The 21,673-nt window shown below is 56.8% G+C and carries 16 protein-coding genes and 1 riboswitch; of the genes, 12 read left to right on the forward strand and 4 right to left on the reverse strand.

Annotation, left to right across the window (positions count from 1 at the left end; genetic code table 11):
- Positions 1-132: 132 nt before the first annotated feature.
- The 9 genes from JGF26_RS07010 to yegS all read left to right on the forward strand — a co-directional run bounded on the left by JGF26_RS07010 (position 133) and on the right by yegS (position 14,203).
- Positions 133-1,335 carry an MdtA/MuxA family multidrug efflux RND transporter periplasmic adaptor subunit gene (locus tag JGF26_RS07010; protein WP_134707757.1) on the forward strand — a complete coding sequence of 401 codons (1,203 nt, stop codon included), beginning with the start codon at positions 133-135 and terminating at the stop codon, positions 1,333-1,335.
- The gene (locus tag JGF26_RS07015) at positions 1,335-4,457 is read left to right on the forward strand and encodes an MdtB/MuxB family multidrug efflux RND transporter permease subunit (RefSeq protein ID WP_134707756.1); all 3,123 of its coding nucleotides are present in this window, start codon (positions 1,335-1,337) and stop codon (positions 4,455-4,457) included. Before JGF26_RS07010 ends, JGF26_RS07015 begins: the two co-directional genes overlap by 1 nt.
- Complete coding sequence (gene mdtC, locus JGF26_RS07020; protein ID WP_134707755.1) at positions 4,458-7,535, forward strand: multidrug efflux RND transporter permease subunit MdtC; 3,078 nt, start codon at positions 4,458-4,460, stop codon at positions 7,533-7,535.
- Positions 7,536-8,951, forward strand: a complete 1,416-nt coding sequence (locus tag JGF26_RS07025) for an MFS transporter (RefSeq protein ID WP_134707754.1) — start codon at positions 7,536-7,538, stop codon at positions 8,949-8,951.
- Positions 8,948-10,351 (forward strand): two-component system sensor histidine kinase BaeS, encoded by a 1,404-nt coding sequence (gene baeS / locus JGF26_RS07030; protein ID WP_028016355.1) that lies wholly within the window; start codon positions 8,948-8,950, stop codon positions 10,349-10,351. The genes JGF26_RS07025 and baeS overlap by 4 nt, the downstream gene beginning before the upstream one ends.
- Positions 10,348-11,070 (forward strand): two-component system response regulator BaeR, encoded by a 723-nt coding sequence (gene baeR, locus JGF26_RS07035; protein WP_028016354.1) that lies wholly within the window; start codon positions 10,348-10,350, stop codon positions 11,068-11,070. The genes baeS and baeR overlap by 4 nt, the downstream gene beginning before the upstream one ends.
- A 134-nt stretch (positions 11,071-11,204) precedes the next feature.
- The gene (locus tag JGF26_RS07040) at positions 11,205-11,537 is read left to right on the forward strand and encodes a YegP family protein (RefSeq protein WP_028016353.1); all 333 of its coding nucleotides are present in this window, start codon (positions 11,205-11,207) and stop codon (positions 11,535-11,537) included.
- 155 nt (positions 11,538-11,692) lie between these two features.
- Positions 11,693-13,054, forward strand: coding sequence for a tRNA 5-hydroxyuridine modification protein YegQ (gene yegQ / locus JGF26_RS07045; protein ID WP_049008242.1), 1,362 nt, complete (start codon positions 11,693-11,695; stop codon positions 13,052-13,054).
- 249 nt (positions 13,055-13,303) lie between these two features.
- A complete protein-coding gene (gene yegS / locus JGF26_RS07050) occupies positions 13,304-14,203 on the forward strand; it encodes a lipid kinase YegS (protein WP_134707753.1) in 900 nt (299 codons plus the stop codon).
- Between the two features lie 68 nt (positions 14,204-14,271).
- Here yegS and fbaB read toward each other — a convergent pair whose 3' ends face one another.
- Positions 14,272-15,324 carry a class I fructose-bisphosphate aldolase gene (fbaB, locus tag JGF26_RS07055; RefSeq protein WP_028016348.1) on the reverse strand — a complete coding sequence of 351 codons (1,053 nt, stop codon included), beginning with the start codon at positions 15,322-15,324 and terminating at the stop codon, positions 14,272-14,274.
- A 249-nt stretch (positions 15,325-15,573) separates the two neighbouring features.
- Here fbaB and JGF26_RS07060 point away from each other — a divergent pair, with 249 nt between their 5' ends.
- The 3 genes from JGF26_RS07060 to JGF26_RS07070 are packed head-to-tail and all read left to right on the forward strand — an operon-like array spanning position 15,574 to position 18,802.
- Positions 15,574-16,851: a nucleoside permease gene (locus JGF26_RS07060; protein WP_028016347.1), complete on the forward strand. Its 1,278-nt coding sequence runs from the start codon at positions 15,574-15,576 to the stop codon at positions 16,849-16,851.
- Positions 16,848-17,852, forward strand: coding sequence for an ADP-ribosylglycohydrolase family protein (locus tag JGF26_RS07065; RefSeq protein ID WP_134707752.1), 1,005 nt, complete (start codon positions 16,848-16,850; stop codon positions 17,850-17,852). Before JGF26_RS07060 ends, JGF26_RS07065 begins: the two co-directional genes overlap by 4 nt.
- Positions 17,849-18,802: a PfkB family carbohydrate kinase gene (locus JGF26_RS07070; protein ID WP_134707751.1), complete on the forward strand. Its 954-nt coding sequence runs from the start codon at positions 17,849-17,851 to the stop codon at positions 18,800-18,802. The genes JGF26_RS07065 and JGF26_RS07070 overlap by 4 nt, the downstream gene beginning before the upstream one ends.
- Here the strand turns inward: JGF26_RS07070 and JGF26_RS07075 are convergent.
- Genes JGF26_RS07075 through thiM form a run of 3 tightly spaced genes read right to left on the reverse strand, consistent with a single transcriptional unit; the run spans position 18,776 to position 21,132 of the window.
- Positions 18,776-19,522 carry a GntR family transcriptional regulator gene (locus JGF26_RS07075; protein ID WP_028016344.1) on the reverse strand — a complete coding sequence of 249 codons (747 nt, stop codon included), beginning with the start codon at positions 19,520-19,522 and terminating at the stop codon, positions 18,776-18,778. The two genes, JGF26_RS07070 and JGF26_RS07075, sit on opposite strands and share 27 nt — an antisense overlap.
- Positions 19,523-19,564: 42 nt before the next feature.
- Entirely contained in the window at positions 19,565-20,365 is an 801-nt protein-coding gene (thiD, locus tag JGF26_RS07080; protein WP_128347472.1) for a bifunctional hydroxymethylpyrimidine kinase/phosphomethylpyrimidine kinase, read from the reverse strand.
- Entirely contained in the window at positions 20,362-21,132 is a 771-nt protein-coding gene (gene thiM, locus JGF26_RS07085) for a hydroxyethylthiazole kinase (RefSeq protein ID WP_128347471.1), read from the reverse strand. Before thiM ends, thiD begins: the two co-directional genes overlap by 4 nt.
- A gap of 35 nt (positions 21,133-21,167) precedes the next feature.
- Positions 21,168-21,264: riboswitch (TPP riboswitch) on the reverse strand.
- Positions 21,265-21,673: the final 409 nt, after the last annotated feature.

A 21,673-nucleotide genomic window follows, 5' to 3' on the forward strand; every position in this document is an offset into this window, starting at 1 on the left:
TCCACCCGGCTAAAAAGAGCACCATACTCAGACCATTCCTGACAGTCTTCCATATTTCCTCCATTTTTCCGCTGTGTTACCTGACTAAACTAGTATCATTCCCCGAAGTATTCAGGATGAGAACGTATAACGATGAAAGGCCGTAATAAATCCCGCTGGGCAATCGCCGCTGGCATCATTGTGGTGGTCCTTGCCGCCGCCTGGTACTGGCACAGTCAATCCGCAAACTCCGCAGCCCCCGCGGGTGCCACCAGCCAGCCACAGCGCCCGACGGGTGGAGGGCGTCACGGTATGCGCGGCGGTGCGCTGGCACCTGTACAGGCAGCTACGGCAGTGAATAAAGCCGTTCCGCGCTATCTTACAGGTCTTGGGACGATTACCGCCGCCAACACCGTAACAGTACGCAGCCGCGTCGACGGCCAGCTGATGGCCATTCACTTCCAGGAAGGTCAGCAGGTCAAAGCGGGCGATCTGTTGGCAGAAATCGACCCGAGCCAGTTCAAGGTGGCGCTGGCCCAGGCGCAGGGACAGCTCGCAAAGGACAACGCCACGCTCGCCAATGCCCGGCGCGATTTAGCGCGTTACCAGCAGCTGGTCAAAACCAACCTGGTATCGCGGCAGGAGCTGGACACCCAGCAGTCGCTGGTCAGCGAAACGCAGGGCACCATTAAAGCCGATGAAGCTGCCGTCGCCAGTGCACAGCTGCAGCTGGACTGGAGCCGCATCACCGCGCCGATTGACGGGCGCGTGGGCCTGAAGCAGGTCGATATCGGTAACCAAATCTCAAGCGGCGACACCACGGGCATCGTGGTGATCACCCAAACCCACCCGATTGATTTAGTCTTTACCCTGCCGGAAAGCGACATTGCGACCGTGGTGCAGGCGCAAAAAGCCGGTAATGGCCTGGTGGTGGAAGCCTGGGACCGCACCAACAAGCAGAAACTCAGCGAAGGTTCCCTGCTCAGCCTGGACAACCAGATCGACACCACCACCGGCACCATCAAGCTCAAAGCACGGTTTAATAACCAGGACGACGCCCTCTTCCCGAACCAGTTCGTCAATGCGCGGATGCTGGTTGCGACCGAAGAAAACGCAGTGGTGATCCCATCGGCAGCACTGCAGATGGGTAATGAAGGGAACTTTGTCTGGGTACTGAACAGCGACAATAAAGTCAGTAAACATCTGGTGAAAACCGGGATTCAGGACAGCCAGATGGTGGTCATCAGCGCCGGACTTTCCGCGGGCGACCGCGTGGTCACCGACGGCATTGACCGTCTGACCGAAGGGGCGAAAGTGGAAGTGGTTGAGCCTGCAAAACAGGGGGAGAAAGCCTGATGCAGGTCATGCCTCCAGATTCTACAGGTGGGCCGTCACGCCTGTTCATTTTACGTCCTGTCGCAACCACGCTGCTGATGGTGGCAATTCTGCTGGCCGGGATTATCGGCTATCGCTTCCTGCCCGTTTCGGCGCTCCCGGAAGTGGATTACCCCACCATTCAGGTGGTAACGCTTTATCCTGGCGCCAGCCCGGACGTGGTGACGTCAGCCATTACCGCGCCGCTGGAGCGTCAGTTCGGTCAAATGTCTGGCCTGAAGCAGATGTCCTCCCAGAGTTCCGGTGGCGCATCCGTCGTGACGCTGCAGTTCCAGCTGACGCTGTCACTGGATGTCGCCGAGCAGGAGGTACAGGCCGCCATCAACGCGGCCACCAACCTGCTGCCGTCAGACCTGCCTAATCCACCGGTCTACAGCAAGGTGAACCCGGCGGATCCGCCGATCATGACGCTGGCCGTGACCTCCTCCGCCATGCCGATGACGCAGGTGGAAGATATGGTCGAAACCCGCGTGGCGCAGAAGATTTCTCAGGTTTCCGGCGTTGGCCTCGTCACGCTGGCGGGCGGACAACGCCCGGCGGTACGCGTGAAGCTCAACGCCCAGGCGATTGCCGCTCTGGGGTTGACCAGCGAAACCATTCGCAGCGCCATCAGCAATGCTAACGTCAACTCGGCGAAGGGCTCGCTGGACGGCCCAACCCGTGCCGTTACGCTCTCCGCGAACGACCAGATGCAGTCCGCCGATGAATACCGTCAGCTGATTATCGCCTACCAGAACGGTGCGCCGGTGCGTCTGGGTGATGTGGCGACCGTCGAACAAGGAGCGGAAAACAGCTGGCTGGGAGCCTGGGCCAACAAGCAGCAGGCGATCGTGATGAACGTCCAGCGTCAGCCGGGCGCAAACATCATTGAAACCGCCGACAGCATCCGCACCATGTTGCCGCAGCTGATCGAAAGCCTGCCGAAATCGGTCAGCGTGAAGGTGCTTTCCGACCGTACCACGAATATTCGCGCGTCGGTCACCGACACCCAGTTCGAGCTGATGCTGGCGATTGCGCTGGTGGTGATGATTATCTATCTGTTCCTGCGCAACGTTCCGGCAACCATCATTCCCGCCGTCGCCGTCCCGCTCTCGCTGGTGGGGACGTTTGCGGTGATGGTGTTCCTCGATTTCTCAATCAATAACCTGACGCTGATGGCGCTCACCATCGCCACCGGGTTCGTGGTGGATGATGCCATCGTGGTTATCGAGAACATCTCGCGCTATATCGAGAAAGGGGAAAAACCGCTGGCGGCCGCGCTAAAAGGTGCGGGTGAGATCGGCTTTACCATTATCTCGTTGACCTTCTCGCTGATTGCGGTGCTGATCCCGCTGCTGTTTATGGGCGATATCGTCGGCCGTCTGTTCCGCGAGTTTGCCGTGACCCTGGCGGTCGCCATATTGATTTCTGCGGTCGTCTCGCTGACGCTGACCCCGATGATGTGCGCCCGCATGCTAAGCCATGAGTCCCTGCGCAAGCAAAACCGTTTCTCCCGCGCCTCCGAACGCATGTTTGAACGTATTATCGCGGCGTACGGACGTCTGCTGGCGAAAGTGCTCAACCATCCGTGGGCAACGCTCGGCGTGGCACTCGGTACGCTGGCGCTCAGCGTCTTACTGTGGATCGTGATCCCGAAGGGCTTTTTCCCGATTCAGGACAACGGCATTATTCAGGGCACGCTTCAGGCACCGCAGTCGGTCTCCTTCGCTAACATGGCCCAGCGGCAGCAGCAGGTATCTGAGATCATCATGAAAGATCCGGCGGTGGAGAGCCTGACCTCCTATGTCGGCGTGGATGGCACCAACCCCTCTCTGAATAGCGCACGTCTGCAAATCAACCTTAAACCATTGAGTCAGCGCGACGATCGCGTAAACGCGGTGATTGAACGTCTGCAAGAGTCCGTGGCGCGCGTGCCTGGCGTGGAACTGTATCTGCAGCCGATTCAGGATTTGACCATTGATACCCAGGTCAGCCGGACCCAGTACCAGTTCACGCTGCAGGCCACCACGCTTGATGCCCTCAGCACCTGGGTACCGCAGCTGGTAGATAAGCTAAAAACCCTGCCGCAACTCTCTGACGTCAGCAGCGACTGGCAGGACAAAGGTCTGGCAGCGTATGTGAATGTGAATCGTGACACCGCCAGCCGTCTGGGCATCACGATGGCAGACGTCGATAACGCGCTGTATAACGCCTTTGGGCAGCGACTGATCTCCACGATTTACACTCAGGCGAATCAGTATCGCGTGGTGCTGGAGCACAACACCGAGCACACGCCTGGCCTGGCGGGGCTGGACTCGGTACGCCTGACCAGCAAAGACGGGGGGATTGTGCCATTAAGCGCCATCTCGACCGTGGAAGAGCGCTATACCCCGCTGTCGATTAACCATCTGGACCAGTTCCCGTCCACCACCATTTCTTTCAACGTACCGGATAACTATTCTCTTGGCGAAGCCGTGGAAGCGATTCTGGCCGCAGAGAAAACGCTGAGCTTCCCGTCCGATATTCAGACCCAGTTCCAGGGCAGTACGCTGGCGTTTCAGGCGGCGCTCGGCAACACCATCTGGCTGATTGTCGCGGCAGTGGTCGCAATGTATATCGTGCTCGGCGTGCTGTATGAAAGCTTTATCCATCCGATCACCATCCTCTCTACCCTGCCGACGGCAGGTGTCGGGGCACTGCTGGCATTGATGCTGGCGGGTAGCGAGCTGGATGTGATTGCGATTATCGGCATCATCCTGCTTATCGGGATCGTGAAGAAAAACGCCATTATGATGATCGATTTTGCCCTTGCTGCCGAGCGCGAGCAGGGGATGAACCCGCGCGATGCGATTTTCCAGGCCTGCCTGCTGCGTTTTCGTCCGATCCTGATGACCACCCTGGCCGCCCTGCTGGGCGCGCTGCCGCTGATGCTCAGTACCGGCGTCGGCGCGGAGCTGCGACGTCCGCTGGGGATCGGCATGGTCGGCGGTCTGCTGGTGAGCCAGGTGCTGACCCTCTTCACCACGCCGGTGATCTACCTGCTGTTCGACCGCCTGGCGCTGTGGACCAAAAGCCGCTTCCCGAAACGTGAAGAGGAGGCATAAGTGAAGTTTTTCGCTCTCTTCATTTATCGCCCGGTGGCGACGATTTTAATCTCGCTCGCCATCACCCTTTGCGGCGTACTGGGCTTCCGGCTGCTGCCGGTGGCTCCCCTGCCGCAGGTAGATTTTCCGGTGATCATGGTTAGCGCCTCGCTGCCTGGCGCATCGCCGGAAACGATGGCCTCGTCAGTCGCCACACCGCTGGAACGTTCACTCGGGCGGATTGCCGGAATTAATGAGATGACCTCCAGCAGCTCGCTGGGCAGCACGCGTATCATTCTGGAGTTCAGCTTCGATCGGGATATTAACGGTGCGGCACGCGACGTGCAGGCCGCCATTAACGCCGCGCAAAGCCTGCTCCCGAGCGGAATGCCGAGCCGCCCGACGTACCGCAAGGCTAACCCGTCCGATGCGCCGATCATGATCCTGACGCTGACCTCGGATACCTACTCGCAGGGGCAGCTTTACGACTTTGCGTCTACCCAGCTGGCGCAGACAATCTCACAAATTAACGGCGTCGGCGACGTGAGCGTCGGCGGGAGCTCCCTGCCCGCCGTGCGCGTGGGCTTGAACCCGCAGGCGTTGTTCAATCAGGGCGTGTCGCTGGATGATGTGCGCTCCGCCATCAGCACTGCCAACGTCCGTAAACCGCAGGGTGCCGTCGAGAACAACAGCCATCGCTGGCAGATCCAGACGAACGACGAGCTAAAAACTGCCGCCGAATATCAGCCGCTGATCGTCCACTATAACAACGGTGCAGCGGTACGTTTAAGCGACGTGGCCAGCGTCACGGACTCGGTGCAGGACGTGCGTAACGCCGGGATGACCAACGCCAAACCGGCGATTTTGCTGATGATCCGCAAGCTGCCGGAAGCCAACATTATTGAGACGGTGAACAGCATCCGCGCGCGTCTTCCGGTGTTGCAGGAGACGATCCCGGCTGAGATCGATTTGCAGATTGCCCAGGATCGCTCCCCAACCATTCGCGCCTCGCTTGAAGAGGTGGAGCAAACCCTGGTTATCTCCGTCGCGCTGGTGATCCTGGTGGTCTTCCTGTTCCTGCGATCCGGCCGCGCGACGCTGATCCCGGCAGTCGCCGTACCGGTGTCGCTGATTGGTACCTTTGCCGCCATGTATCTGTGTGGCTTTAGCCTCAACAACCTGTCGCTGATGGCCTTGACCATCGCAACGGGATTTGTGGTCGATGACGCCATCGTGGTGCTGGAAAATATATCCCGCCATCTGGAAGCAGGTGTCAAACCGCTACAGGCGGCGCTTCAGGGAACGCGCGAGGTAGGCTTTACGGTGCTCTCCATGAGCCTGTCACTGGTGGCAGTGTTCCTGCCGCTGCTGCTGATGGGCGGGCTGCCGGGCCGGTTACTGCGGGAGTTTGCCGTCACCCTCTCCGTCGCTATCGGTATTTCGCTGATCATCTCCCTTACGCTCACGCCAATGATGTGCGGCTGGATGTTAAAACGCAGCCAACCGCACTCGCAGCCGCGCCGTAAAGGCTTTGGTCGCATCCTGATGGCCATACAGGAGCGCTACGGCAAATCACTGAAATGGGTGCTGAACCATACCCGCCTGGTCGGCCTGGTGCTCATCGGTACCATTGTGCTCAACGTCTGGATGTACATCACCATCCCGAAAACCTTCTTCCCGGAACAGGATACCGGGGTGTTGATGGGCGGTATTCAGGCTGACCAGAGCATTTCGTTCCAGGCGATGCGCGGCAAGCTGCAGGACTTTATGAAGATCATTCGTGAAGACAAAGCCGTGGATAACGTCACCGGCTTTACAGGCGGGTCGCGCGTCAACAGCGGAATGATGTTTATTACTCTAAAACCGCGCGGAGAGCGCAACGAAACCGCCCAGCAGGTGATTGACCGTCTTAGGGTGAAACTCGCCAAAGAGCCCGGTGCCAATCTGTTTTTGATGGCCGTTCAGGATATCCGCGTTGGCGGGCGTCAGGCGAATGCCAGCTATCAGTACACGCTGCTCTCTGATGATTTGGCCGCCCTGCGCGAGTGGGAGCCGAAGATCCGCAAGGCGCTGGCCGCCCTGCCGGAGCTGGCGGACGTGAATTCCGATCAGCAGGACAACGGTGCAGAGATGGCCCTGACCTACGACCGCGAGACCATGTCACGTCTGGGCATTAATGTTGAAGCCGCCAACAGCCTGCTGAACAATGCCTTCGGTCAGCGCGAGATCTCCACCATCTATCAGCCGATGAATCAGTATAAAGTGGTGATGGAAGTTGATCCGCGTTACACCCAGGACATTAGTGCCCTGGATAAAATGTTTGTAATCAATAACGACGGCAAGGCGATACCGCTCTCATACTTTGCCAGCTGGCGGCCTGCCAACGCGCCGCTGTCGGTGAACCATCAGGGGTTGTCGGCAGCATCGACCATCTCCTTTAACCTGCCAGCCGGTTCATCACTTTCCGAGGCCAGTGATGCGATCAACCGCGCGATGACGCAGCTTGGCGTGCCGTCTACCGTACGCGGTAGCTTTGCCGGAACGGCGCAGGTATTTCAGGACACAATGAACTCGCAGGTGATTTTGATCCTGGCCGCCATTGCCACGGTCTATATTGTGCTTGGCGTACTGTATGAGAGTTACGTTCATCCGCTGACGATCCTCTCGACGCTGCCGTCGGCGGGTGTCGGGGCATTGCTTGCGCTGGAGTTGTTTGGTGCGCCATTCAGCTTAATCGCCTTAATCGGGATCATGCTATTAATCGGCATTGTGAAGAAAAATGCGATCATGATGGTGGACTTCGCGCTGGATGCTCAGCGTAACGGCAACCTGTCGCCAGAAGAGGCGATATTCCAGGCCTGTCTGCTGCGTTTCCGTCCGATCATGATGACCACCCTGGCGGCGCTGTTTGGCGCGCTGCCGCTGGTTATCTCGGGCGGAGACGGCTCAGAGCTGCGCCAGCCGCTGGGGATCACCATTGTCGGCGGTCTGGTCATGAGCCAGCTGCTGACGCTGTACACCACGCCGGTGGTCTATCTGTTCTTTGACCGTCTGCGACTGCGTTTTTTGCGGAAAAACAGAACTACGGTGACCGAATAAATGACCGACCTCCCCGCTAACGTTCGCTGGCAACTATGGATTGTCGCCTTCGGCTTCTTTATGCAGTCGCTGGACACGACCATCGTCAATACCGCCCTCCCCTCGATGGCGAAAAGTCTGGGAGAGAGTCCGCTGCATATGCATATGGTGATTGTCTCCTACGTACTGACGGTTGCGGTGATGCTGCCGGCCAGCGGCTGGCTGGCGGACAAAGTCGGCGTGCGGAATATCTTCTTTACCGCGATCGTCTTGTTTACCACGGGTTCGCTGTTTTGCGCTCAGGCCAACACCCTCGACCAGCTAATCATGGCGCGGGTGTTGCAGGGCGTTGGCGGGGCGATGATGGTCCCCGTCGGAAGGTTAACAGTTATGAAAATTGTTCCACGTGAGCAATACATGGCGGCAATGACCTTTGTGACCCTTCCCGGTCAGGTGGGGCCGCTGCTGGGCCCGGCGCTGGGCGGTATGCTGGTGGAATATGCGTCCTGGCACTGGATATTCTTAATCAACCTTCCTGTTGGCATCATCGGTGCCATTGCCACGCTGATGCTGATGCCTAACTACACCATGCAAACCCGACGCTTTGATTTCTTTGGTTTTATACTGCTGGCGGGAGGGATGGCAACGCTGACGCTGGCACTCGACGGACAAAAAGGTCTTGGGATTTCGCCCCTGACGCTCGGGCTCCTGATCGCCCTCGGCGTTACCGCCATACTGTGGTACCTGTGGCACGCCAGAGGTAACGATAAAGCGCTGTTCAGCCTGAACTTGTTTAAAAACCCAACCTATCGCCTTGGCCTGTTCGGCAGCTTCGCCGGGCGAGTCGGCAGCGGCATGCTGCCGTTTATGACACCCGTTTTCCTGCAAATCGGAATGGGATTTTCGCCGTTCCACGCGGGCCTGATGATGATCCCGATGGTGCTCGGCAGCATGGGAATGAAGCGAATCGTGGTGCAGGTAGTGAACCGCTTTGGCTACCGTCACGTGCTGGTAACCGCCACGCTGGGTCTGGCGCTGGTCAGCCTGCTGTTTATGGCCGTGGCGCTGATGGGCTGGTACTACGTTCTGCCGCTGGTGCTGTTCTGCCAGGGGATCATTAACTCCATGCGCTTCTCGTCGATGAACACGCTGACGCTGAAGGACCTGCCGGACGATCTGGCGAGCAGCGGCAACAGCCTGCTGTCGATGGTTATGCAACTGTCGATGAGCGTGGGCGTCACCGTAGCGGGTTTACTGCTCGGTATGTACGGACAACACCATCTCAGCGTTGATACCTCGGTCGCGCATCAGGTCTTTTTATACACCTATCTCAGCATGGCGGTCATCATCGCCCTGCCCGCTTTCATCTTCGCCAGAGTGCCTGATGATACCAGCAAGAATGTCGTTATCCTGCGCAGTAAAAGGAGTGAATCATGAAATTCTGGCGACCGGGCATTACCGGTAAGCTCTTTGTCGCAATATTTGCCACCTGTATTGTCCTGCTGATCACCATGCACTGGGCCGTGCGGATCAGCTTTGAGCGCGGTTTTATTGATTACATCAAGCATGGCAATGAACAGCGTTTACAGGGCTTAAGCGATGCGCTGAGTGAACAGTACGCCCAGCACGGCAACTGGCGTTTTCTGCGCAATAACGACCGCTTTATTTTCCAGATCTTGCGCTCACTTGAGCATGACACCGGTGACGATCGCCCTGGGCCAGGCATGCCCCCGCACGGCTGGCGCACGCAGTTCTGGGTGATCGATCAGGATATGCGCCCGCTGGTTGGCCCGCGCGCGCCGATTCCGCCGGACGGCACCCGTCGTGCGATTAAAGTGAATAACGCGACCGTCGGCTGGGTTATCGCCTCGCCGGTGGAGCGCCTGACGCGTAATACCGATATTAACTTTGACCGTCAGCAGCGCCGGACAAGCTGGCTGATTGTCGCCCTCTCCACCCTGCTCGCCGCGCTTGCCACCTTCCCGCTGGCGCGCGGTCTGCTCGCCCCGGTGAAACGGCTGGTGGAAGGCACGCACAAGCTGGCCGCCGGGGATTTCACGACCCGCGTCGATACCCGCAGCCAGGATGAACTGGGTAAGCTGGCTCAGGACTTTAACCAGCTCGCCAGTACCCTGGAGAAAAACCAGCAGATGCGCCGCGATTTTATGGCCGACATTTCGCACGAGCTGCGCACCCCTCTGGCAGTGCTGCGCGGCGAGCTGGAGGCCATTCAGGATGGTGTACGCCAGTTCACGCCTGAATCGGTGGCCTCATTGCAGGCCGAAGTGGGCACGCTCACCAAACTGGTGGATGACCTCCACCAGCTCTCTATGTCCGACGAAGGGGCGCTGGCCTACCAGAAAGCGCCTGTCGACGTGATTAGCGTCCTGGAAGTCACCACCGGCGCTTTCCGGGAACGTTTTGCCAGCCGCAATCTGAAAATTGATCTCTCTTTGCCAGACAGCGCGGTGGTGTTTGGCGACAAAGACCGGCTGATGCAGCTTTTCAACAACCTGCTGGAAAACAGCCTGCGCTACACCGACAGCGGTGGCGGGCTGCATATCTCCGGCAAACAGGAAAACGGGAACTTTGCCCTGACCTTTGCCGATTCCACCCCCGGCGTGCAGGACGCACAGCTGGAAAAACTGTTTGAGCGTTTCTACCGTACCGAAGGCTCGCGCAACCGTGCCAGCGGCGGTTCCGGTCTGGGACTGGCGATTTGCGTTAACATCGTTGAGGCGCATAATGGCACGATCCGCGCCGCCCATTCGCCTTTTGGCGGGGTTAGCATTACAGTAGAGTTACCTCTGGAACGGGATTTATCGAGAGAAGCATGACCGAGTTACCGATTGACGAAAACACGCCACGCATTTTGATTGTGGAAGATGAGCCGAAACTTGGGCAGTTACTGATCGACTATTTACGCGCGGCAAGCTATGCCCCGTCGCTGATTAATCATGGCGACCAGGTGCTGCCGTACGTGCGCCAGACGCCGCCGGACCTGATCCTGCTGGATCTGATGCTCCCCGGTACCGATGGCCTGACCCTGTGCCGGGAAATTCGTCGCTTCTCCGACGTGCCCATCGTCATGGTCACTGCCAAAATTGAAGAGATTGACCGCCTGCTGGGCCTCGAAATCGGTGCAGATGATTACATCTGTAAACCCTACAGCCCACGTGAAGTCGTCGCCCGCGTGAAAACCATTCTGCGCCGCTGCAAGCCTCATCGTGAACTGCAGGTGCTGGACGCAGAAAGTCCGCTGATTGTGGATGAAAGCCGTTTTCAGGCGAGCTGGCGTAACAAGATGCTGGACCTGACCCCTGCTGAGTTCCGCCTGCTGAAAACCCTCTCCCACGAACCGGGGAAAGTCTTCTCCCGCGAACAGTTGCTGAACCGCCTGTATGACGATTACCGGGTGGTGACCGACCGCACCATCGACAGCCATATCAAGAACCTGCGCCGTAAGCTGGAAGCGCTGGATGCCGAGCAGTCGTTTATTCGCGCGGTGTATGGCGTGGGGTATAGATGGGAAGCGGATGCATGCAGGATTGCGTGACATTTTCGCTATCAAACCCGCCACCGGCGGGTTTTTCATTTCTGGAATCCACACGATAATCAACCATACTCTCTTTACCGATGCGTTTATTTATCATCGGCACTGATAAATTCACTTTCGATCAAGGAGTTCTTATGTCTGGTTGGTTCGAATTAAGCAAAAGCAGTGATGGTCAGTTCAGGTTTGTTCTTAAAGCAGGGAACGCAGAAACCATTCTTACCAGTGAGCTGTATACCACCAAAAGTGCCGCTGAGAACGGTATTGCCTCCGTGCGCTCAAACAGCCCGCTGGAGGAACGTTATGAGAAGAAAACAGCCTCTAACGGCAAATTTTATTTCAACCTCAAAGCGGGCAATCATCAGGTAATTGGCACCAGCCAGATGTACGCATCTGAGCAATCGCGGGATAAGGGCATTGCATCAGTGAAAACTAATGGTCCGAGCCAGACCGTAAAAGACAACACCTGACACAGTTTATACTCGCCGGGTTAGTGGCGTAACGCCCCGGCGCTTTACCTCCCCGTCCCGCAGCGCTACAATGCCCGCCCTTAAAGTGGGGGATCTCCCCTTACCGCTGCACCGGGTGCACGCGGATCTGACCTGTCATCAGAACGAGAACAAACATGTTTAAACCGGAACTCCTTTCCCCGGCGGGAACGCTGCAAAATATGCGTTACGCTTTCGCTTATGGTGCCGATGCTGTCTACGCGGGCCAGCCTCGCTACTCGCTGCGCGTGCGCAACAACGAATTCAACCACGAGAACCTCCAGCTTGGCATCAACGAAGCGCATGCTCTGGGTAAAAAATTCTACGTGGTGGTGAACATCGCGCCGCACAACGCCAAGCTGAAAACGTTCATCCGTGACCTGAAGCCGGTGGTGGATATGGGGCCGGACGCGCTGATCATGTCGGACCCGGGTTTAATCATGCTGGTTCGGGAAAACTTCCCGGAGATGGATATTCACCTCTCCGTACAGGCTAACGCCGTTAACTGGGCGACGGTAAAGTTCTGGAAACAGATGGGGCTGACCCGCGTCATTCTGTCTCGCGAGCTTTCGCTGGAAGAGATCGAAGAGATCCGCACCCAGGTGCCGGATATGGAAATCGAAATCTTCGTTCACGGCGCGCTGTGCATGGCCTACTCCGGCCGCTGCCTGCTCTCCGGTTATATCAACAAGCGCGACCCGAACCAGGGCACCTGCACCAACGCCTGCCGCTGGGAGTATAACGTCCAGGAAGGTAAAGAAGATGACATCGGCAACATCGTTCATAAGCATGAGCCGATTCCGGTGACCAACGTTGAGCCTACGCTGGGCATCGGCGCGCCAACCGACAGTGTGTTTATGATTGAAGAAGCCAAACGTCCGGGCGAGTACATGACCGCTTTTGAAGACGAGCACGGCACCTACATCATGAACTCGAAAGATCTGCGCGCCATCGCCCACGTCGAGCGTCTGACCCAGATGGGCGTGCACTCACTGAAAATTGAGGGCCGCACCAAATCCTATTACTACTGCGCGCGTACCGCCCAGGTCTACCGCAAGGCCATCGACGATGCCGCCGCCGGTAAACCGTTCGATACCAGCCTGCTGGAAACCCTGGAAGGCCTGGCGCATCGCGGCTATACCGAAGGCTTCCTGCGCCGTCACACCCACGACGACTACCAGAACTACGAGCACGGCTACTCCGTTTCCGAGCGTCAGCAGTTTGTCGGTGACTTCACCGGCGAGCGCAAAGGCGCGCTGGCGGCTGTGGCGGTGAAAAACAAGTTCACCAAAGGCGACAGCCTGGAGCTGATGACCCCGCAAGGCAACATGAACTTCACGCTGGAACACCTGGAAAACGGTAAAGGCGAAGCGATTGAAGTTGCACCGGGTGACGGTCATACCGTCTGGTTGCCGGTTCCGGAAGAGGTGGAGCTGAAGTTCGCACTGCTGATGCGTAATTTCGATGGCGAAAGCACCCGAAACCCACACAGCAAATAGTTAATCAGGGGAATTTTTTCACGCTGGGATAATTCTTAGAAACGGATCACATACCGCTTCGTTCAATACGGGTATTATCCTCAGCGCTGAAAAACATAACCCATAAATGCTAGCTGTACCAGGAACCACCTCCTTAGCCTGCGTAATCTCCCTTACGCGGGCTTATTTTTTCCCTTTCATCCTGTTCTTACGCGCTTTTTTCCTCCCTGCTATACACTCTTACTAACGCTAAAAAAGGGAGCAGCGCGGATGGCAACCTATCCAGACAGTTTATTGATTCTCAATGGCAAAAGTGCAGGCAACGATCTGTTGCGTCAGGCAATTCAGGTTTTGCGTGAAGACGGTGCGCGTATCCACGTGCGAGTGACATGGGAAAAAGGCGACGCGGCACGTTATATCAATGAAGCGCTCGGCCTGGGTGTCAAAACCATTATTTCCGGCGGCGGTGATGGCACCATCAATGAGATCGCGTCTGCCCTGATTGATTTAAACCAGGCCAACCGCCCGGTGATGGGGATTTTGCCGCTCGGTACCGCCAATGATTTTGCTACCAGCGTCGGGATCCCGGAAGATTTAGAGAAAGCACTCCAGCTGGCAATCCTTGGCAAGGCCACCGCCGTGGATATTGCCCAGGTGAATGACAAAACCTGCTTTATCAATATGGCGACCGGCGGATTTGGTACGCGCATTACCAGCGAAACGCCGGAAAAACTGAAGGCGGCGCTGGGTGGTGTTTCATACCTGATCCATGGACTGATGCGAATGGACACCCTAAAGCCAGACCGCTGTGAAATTCGCGGTGAAGATTTTCAGTGGCAAGGTGACGCGCTGGTGATTGGTATCGGTAATGGCCGTCAGGCAGGCGGTGGGCAGCAGCTTTGCCCGGAAGCGCTGATTAATGACGGTCAGCTGCAGTTGCGTATTTTCACAGGTGATGGACTGCTGCCCGCACTGTTTACCACATTGACCCGCCCGGAAGAGAGCCCGAATATTATTGACGGGGAATCAGCATGGTTTGAAGTGGATGCTCCGCACGGGATGACGTTTAATCTGGACGGAGAGCCATTGAGCGGGAAGCATTTCCGCATAGAAGTTTTGCCCGGCGCGCTACAATGCAGATTGCCGCCGGATTGTGCGCTTTTGCGCTGATGTTTTACACAGTGCACGATGATGCCCTCACCCCAACCCTCTCCCACCGGGAGAGGGAGATGGAGGCGTCAGGCAATCGTTACTTTACTGTCCAGATACACATCCTGAACGGCATTGATCAGCTTCACGCCATCGGCCATTGATTTCTTAAACGCCTTACGGCCCAGTATCAGCCCCATGCCGCCCGCGCGTTTGTTAATCACCGCCGTACGTACCGCGTCGGACAGGTCGGTATCACCGCCCGCCGCACCACCGGAGTTGATAAGCCCCGCGCGTCCCATATAGCAGTTCGCCAGCTGGTAGCGCACCAGGTCTATAGGGTTATCGCTGGTCAGCTTGCTATAGACACGGTCATCGGTGTAACCAAAGTTTACCGCTTTGTACCCGCCGTTATTCTCGGCCATTTTCTGCTTCACGATATCTGCGCCGATGGTCGCCGCCAGGTGGTTCGCCTGGCCGGTCAGGTCAGCGGACACGTGATAGTCCACGCCGTCTTTTTTGAACGCCGAGTTACGCAGGTACGCCCACAGCACCGTCACCAACCCCAGCTCGTGCGCGCGTTCAAAGGCCGCAGAGATCTCTTCAATCTGACGGCGCGACTGCTCGGAACCGAAGTAGATGGTCGCCCCGACGGCTACCGCGCCCATATTGAACGCCTGCTCTACGCTGGCGTAGAGGGTCTGGTCATATTCTGTCGGGTAGCTGAGGGTTTCGTTGTGGTTCAGCTTCACCAGGAATGGAATACGGTGGGCATAGCGACGTGAAACGGATGCCAGCACGCCATAGGTCGACGCCACACAGTTACAGCCCGCTTCAATCGCCAGCTCAACAATGTTCTTTGGATCGAAATAGAGCGGGTTAGCCGCAAAAGATGCACCGGCTGAATGTTCAACCCCCTGATCAACCGGAAGGATAGAGAGATACCCGGTGCCGCCGAGTCTCCCGGTGTTGTAGAGCGTCTGCATATTTCTCAGGACCGCAGGCGGACGGTTGTTATCAACCATTACGCGGTCAACGTAGTCGTGACCAGGCAGATAGAGCTGGTCGGCTGGAATGGTCATACAACGATGCTGTAAAAGGCTGTCGGCGTCTTTGCCAAGCAACTGTGCAATATCAGTCATGTGATACTCCCGTAACTCCGACGTCATGTCGGTGAATGTAATCCATTCCCACATATTTGCGGGCAGACTAAGCCTGGTACCGACTTAACAGATTTTCCAGCTTTTGCATTTTTTTCAGCGCAATCTGCTGGCTCGTTTCGTGTACAACAAAACTGTTACACCGATCAAACATTCGCCACAAAGGTATTTAAAAGGTATTATTGAATGGTATGTTAAAGGCGTACCCTCTCTGACATGCAGGATTAAAAAATGAAAACGAAAGTCCAACTGTCGTTCATGATGTTTGTTGAATGGTTTATCTGGGGCGCGTGGTTTGTGCCGCTGTGGCTGTGGTTGAGCAAGAGCGGTTTTACCGCCGGAGAAATTGGCTGGTCTTACGCCTGTACAGCGATTGCCGCCATTCTCTCACCTATTCTGGTCGGCTCGCTGACGGACCGCTTCTTTGCCGCGCAGAAAGTGCTGGCGGTGCTGATGTTTGCCGGTGCCATTCTGATGTACTTCGCCGCACAGCAAACCCAGTTCAGCACCTTCTTCCCGCTGCTGCTGGTTTACTCTCTGACCTATATGCCCACTATCGCGTTGACTAACAGTATTGCCTTCGCCAACGTGGACGACGTCGAGGCCGATTTCCCACGTATCCGCGTGATGGGGACGATTGGCTGGATTGCCTCCGGTCTGGCGTGCGGTTTCCTGCCGCAGATGCTGGGCTTTAGCGATATTTCCGATACCAATATTCCGCTGTTGATGACGGCAGCCAGCTCCGCCCTGCTCGGCGTATTTGCCCTGTTCCTGCCGAATACCCCGCCGAAGAGCACCGGCAAGCTGGATTTCAAAGTGATGCTGGGGCTGGATGCGTTAATCCTGCTGCGCGATAAAAACTTCCTCGTGTTCTTCTTCTGCTCGTTCCTGTTCGCCATGCCGCTGGCCTTCTATTACATCTTCGCTAACGGCTATCTCACCGAAGTGGGGATGAAAAACGCCACCGGCTGGATGACGCTGGGCCAGTTCTCCGAAATATTCTTTATGCTGGCGCTGCCGTTCTTCACCAAACGCTTTGGTATTAAGAAGGTCTTACTGCTGGGCCTGATCACCGCCGCTATCCGCTATGGTTTCTTCGTTTACGGCGGTGCGGAACAGTACTTCACTTACGCCCTGCTGTTCCTCGGCATTCTGCTGCACGGCGTGAGCTACGACTTCTATTATGTGACCGCCTATATCTATGTGGATAAAAAAGCGCCGGTGCATATGCGCACCGCCGCACAAGGTCTGATTACGCTGTGCTGCCAGGGCTTTGGTAGCCTGCTGGGTTACCGTCTGGGCGGCGTGATGATGGAAAAAATGTTCGCATACAAAGAGCCGGTGAACGGGCTGACCTTCAACTGGGCCGGAATGTGGGCATTCGGAGGGATCATGATTGCCGTGATCGCCGTGCTGTTTATGCTGTTTTTCCGCGAATCGGATAAAGAGATCACCGCAATTGAGGTGGTTGATGGCGATGCCGCGCTGACACAAGGGGAAGTGAAATGAAACAAGAACGTGTTCTCGGTGCCCTTTACGGGCAGGCGTTAGGGGATGCAATGGGGATGCCGTCGGAGCTGTGGCCGAGAAAGCGTGTCAAAGCGCACTTTGGCTGGATCGACCGCTTTTTACCCGGCCCGGCAGAGAATAATGCGGCCTGCTATTTCAAACAGGCCGAGTTCACCGATGACACCTCCATGGCACTATGTCTGGCGGATGCGATTATCGAATGCGATGGGGAGATTAGCGCAGACGTTATCGGCAAACATATTCTGCACTGGGCGCTCGATTTCGACGCGTTTAATAAAAACGTGCTCGGCCCGACCTCCAAAATCGCGCTTAACGCGATTCGCGACGGGAAACCGGTTAGCGAACTAGAAAACAACGGCGTGACTAACGGGGCGGCGATGCGCGCCTCCCTGCTGGGCTGCCTGCTCCCGGCGACGCGTCTTGAACACTTTGTTGAACAGGTGGCGCTGGCTTCCAGTCCGACCCATAAATCGGATCTCGCGATTGCCGGCGCGGTGGTGATTGCCTGGGCGGTTTCTCGCGCCATCGACGGCGAACGCTGGCAGAACATCGTCGATGCCCTGCCGGGTATCGCCCGCTATGCGCAGGAGGTGAAAACCACCACCTTCAGCGCGTCGCTGGCAGCACGTATTGAGCTGGCGCTTAAAACCGTGCGTGAAGCCAACGGCACAGAATCGGCCAGCGAGCAGGTGTATCAGCTCGTCGGGGCTGGAACCAGCACCATCGAGTCCGTTCCGGCGGCCATTGCAATGGTTGAACTGGCAGGAACCGACCCGAACCGCTGTGCCATTTTATGTGCCAACCTGGGCGGTGATACGGACACCATTGGCGCGATGGCGACGGCCATATGCGGCGCACTCCACGGGGTGCAGGCTATTGATCCGCAGCTGAAAGAGGAACTCGACGCTGTGAACCAGCTTGATTTTGGTCACTATTGCGAGAAACTGCTGCACTACCGGGAGCAAAGGGAGGGCGTATGAATTCTTTTGCCCAACGCCTTAAAACACTGCACGCGACACGACCGGTGACGGTGCTGGGCGCAGCGGTCATTGACGTTATCGCCGATGCCTACGCCCTGCCCTGGCGCGGATGTGATATCGAGCTTAAACAGCAGGGCGTCAATATCGGCGGCTGTGCGCTGAACATTGCCATCTCCCTTAAACGGCTCGGCATTACGGCGCAAAACGCCCTGCCCGTCGGCCATGGCGTTTGGGCGGATATTATCCGTAACGCCATGGCGAAGCAGGATTTGCACAGCGCCGTCGAGGCCGAAACCGGCGATAACGGCTGGTGTCTGGCGCTGGTAGAGCCGGATGGTGAACGCACTTTTATGTCATTTAGCGGTGTGGAAAACCAGTGGCAACAGCGCTGGCTGGAAGCACTTCACGTGCCGCCAGCGAGTCTGGTATATCTCTCCGGTTATCAGCTGGCATCGCCGTGCGGCGAGCTCCTGACGTCCTGGCTGGAAGGGTTACAGACGATCGCCGCGTTTATTGATTTTGGCCCACGCATCGCCGATATTCCTGACGCACTAATGGCGCGAATTATGGCCTGTAAACCGATCGTCTCGCTTAATCGCCAGGAGGCGCAGATTGCTGCTGAACGATTTGATATGGCACCTGCACGCTTAGGGGCACAGTGGCAGCAGCGTTTTGGCTCGGCGCTAATTATTCGCCACGACAAAGACGGTGCGACCTGGCATGACGGTGACGCCTCAGGTTCTGTTCCGGCGTTTCCCGCCACCGTGGTCGACACAATCGGGGCAGGTGACAGTCATGCTGGCGGAACGCTTGCCGGGCTGGCTGCGGGGTGGAGTCTTGCAGACTCTGTCCTGCTGGGTAATGCGGTAGCCGCCTGGGTTGTCAGCCACCGTGGCGGTGATTGCGCCCCTACTCTCGAGGAATTACTCCTCGCACACAAAGACGTATAGGTCGCTGCGACAGTAGCTGATGCTGTACTCAATCGGCCGGTGCTGCTGGTCAAGTGCAACCTGCTTGATCACCAGTACCGGAATTTTGTCATCCATCTTTATATGCGCCTGAAATTCGCTGTCCGGCATACGGGCGCTCACCCGTGAACGGGTACGCTGCGGGAAGATGTTCTGGCTGCGAAAATAGTCGTACAGCGAGATACCAATGGCATCCGGATCGTGAATCAGCCCCACCGGAACCCACGACTCCTCAATCGACACCGCATCATCGTCGACATAGCGAATACGCTTAAGGAGAAAGACCTCGCTCTCCGGCTCCACCGACAGCTGGCTGGCGACCTCTTCCGGACACTTCACCACGCGTTTATTCACCCAAAGCGTATTGGGCTTTTTACCGCGTAGTACCACCTGCTGAGAGAAACCGCGCGCTTCTTTAAGCGAATATTCAAAGATGTTGTTAATTTGCGTCCCGTAACCCCGGGCACGCGTCACCACCCCTTCGGACTCCAGAGCCTGCATCGCTTTGCGCACTGTAATGCGCGACACACCGGTTAACTGACTCAGATCGCGCTCGCCGGGCAGAATATTGCCGTGCTCCAGCACCCCGCTGCGCACCGCATTTTTTACCGTTTCGGCAAATTTCAGATACAGCGGCGTATTGTCGGGCGCGGCGATCCGTTCATTTAGTTGATCGATTAACCGGGTATGCGCTTGTTCCATCTCTGTTTTTCTCAGGCGTGGTGTATCCTGCCAGTATACGGCTTACCACCAGGCATGAAAATGGTGTACCGGCCCATTACCGTGACCCACCTCCAGAGTATCGGCTTTTGCCAGCGCGGCGGAGAGCCAGGTTTTCGCTTCGCTCACCGTATCGGCCCAGTTATCATGCCGTGGACGTAGCGCCGCCAGCGCGGCAGAGAGCGTACAGCCAGTACCATGGGTGTTTTTAGTGTGTACGCGTGGCGCCGTGAACCGCCGCTCGCCGTCTCGGGTGAAGAGCCAGTCCGGGCTTTCGGCATCGTCAAGATGACCACCTTTCATCAGCACGGCCCCGCAGCCCATCGCCAGCAGCGCATTCCCCTGCTCTTTCATTTCCCGTTCATTTCGCGCGTGTGTTGCCCCCAACAGTGCCGCGGCCTCCGGCAGATTGGGCGTGATGAGAGCCACTTGCGGCAGCAGCTTTTTACGCAGCGTTTCAACAGCGGAGGCGGAGAGCAATGGATCGCCGCTTTTTGCCAGCATCACGGTATCCAGCACCACGTTTTGTACCTGATAACGTTTAAGTCGCTCAGCCACCGCTTCAACAATATCTGTCTCTGCCAGCATACCGATCTTGGTGGTATCAATTCGCACGTCGCTGAATACGGAATCCAGCTGCGCGGCAACAAAATCTGGCTCAATACGGTAAACCGACTGCACGCCACGCGTGTTTTGCGCCACCAGCGCGGTAATGACCGAGCAGCCGTACGCGCCAAGAGCCGAGAAGGTTTTCAGATCTGCCTGGATACCCGCACCGCCGCTGGGATCGGTGCCGGCAATGGTCAGAGCGTTAATGCGTTTCATGCCAGTTCCTCCAGGGTGTAGAGCGCATCCAGGAACGCGCTGGCAAAACTGCCCGGGCCACGAGACTGCGCAATGGCTGCCGTTCCGGCTCGTTTCATAAACCCGCACGCGGCGGAGACGTTATCCAGCCTGTCGCCCGGCAGTGAGCAACTCGCCGCCACAACGGCAGAGAGTGCGCACCCGGTTCCCACGACGCGCGTCATTAGCGGATCGCCGCCGGTAACCGTTCGGGTTCGTTGTCCATCAGTGATGTAATCCACCTCGCCGGTGACCACCACAATGGCATTGGTCTGGCGAGCCAGCGCCTGTGCAGCAGGTAACGCGCTGGCTGTGGTGTCAGTCGTATCGACGCCGCGACCACCGGCGCTCATCCCGGCAAGGGCAAGGATTTCAGAAGCATTGCCGCGAATGGCGGCGGGTTTCAGGGCGAGGATTTGATGACAAAAACGGGTGCGAAACGTTAGAGCGCCCACGGCAACCGGGTCCAGCGTCCAGGGTTTACCCGCAGCTACCGCACTCTCAATCGCCCGACGCATCGCCTGCGCTCGCGGTGAGGTCAGCGTGCCAACGTTTATCAGCAATGCATCGGCGATCGCGGCAAACTGCTCAGCTTCTTCGGCCTCAATCACCATCGCCGGAGAGGCGCCAAGCGCCAGCAGAACGTTGGCAGTAAAGGTCTGTACGACGTCGTTAGTCATACAATGCGTAAGCGGGGAACGGGTTCGGAACTGATGTAAAACGTGTAAATCGAGCAGGTCAGGCTGCATGGGTTCGCTCCTGCCTTGCGTGAAGAAGCGATGACCGGGAAGGCATCTGACTTCCCTACGCTGGCATTATCCAGATCAGGTAATACGGGTATTTCTCAGCCTTCACAAAGAAGGGCACCCCGAGTCATGTAGATTACATTTCTTTATTAATTACCAGCTTAGGGGATGTAGCCTGGCGATGCAAGCTTGCACTTACGTTTATCCTTTCTTCACGCTGTACCTCACCTTGTACCCCAATTTGTCTCTCACATGAAATCAATAAAATTCTTATTGTTAGTATCTCGCATAACCGTTCCTTTACCCCTTTCCCTCTATCGTTACTATCGCTTTGCGCTCAGTCACTCGTTGGTGCACCTGCCTTTAATATCTTTTTTGTAATCCTATCAATCTAATTTTCTAATTAAGAGAAATAAAAACATCATTTTTTACAACAATTCAATCACTGATTTATAGCAATCAAAACCCTGTTTTATTCTCGATTAAAAATATTTTTCTCCACGTCAAAGCCCCCTTCATTCAAAAGTTTCTATTAATTCGAAAA

This window comes from Enterobacter sp. E1, from assembly GCF_016809815.1.
Classification (GTDB): Bacteria; Pseudomonadota; Gammaproteobacteria; order Enterobacterales; family Enterobacteriaceae; genus Enterobacter; species Enterobacter adelaidei.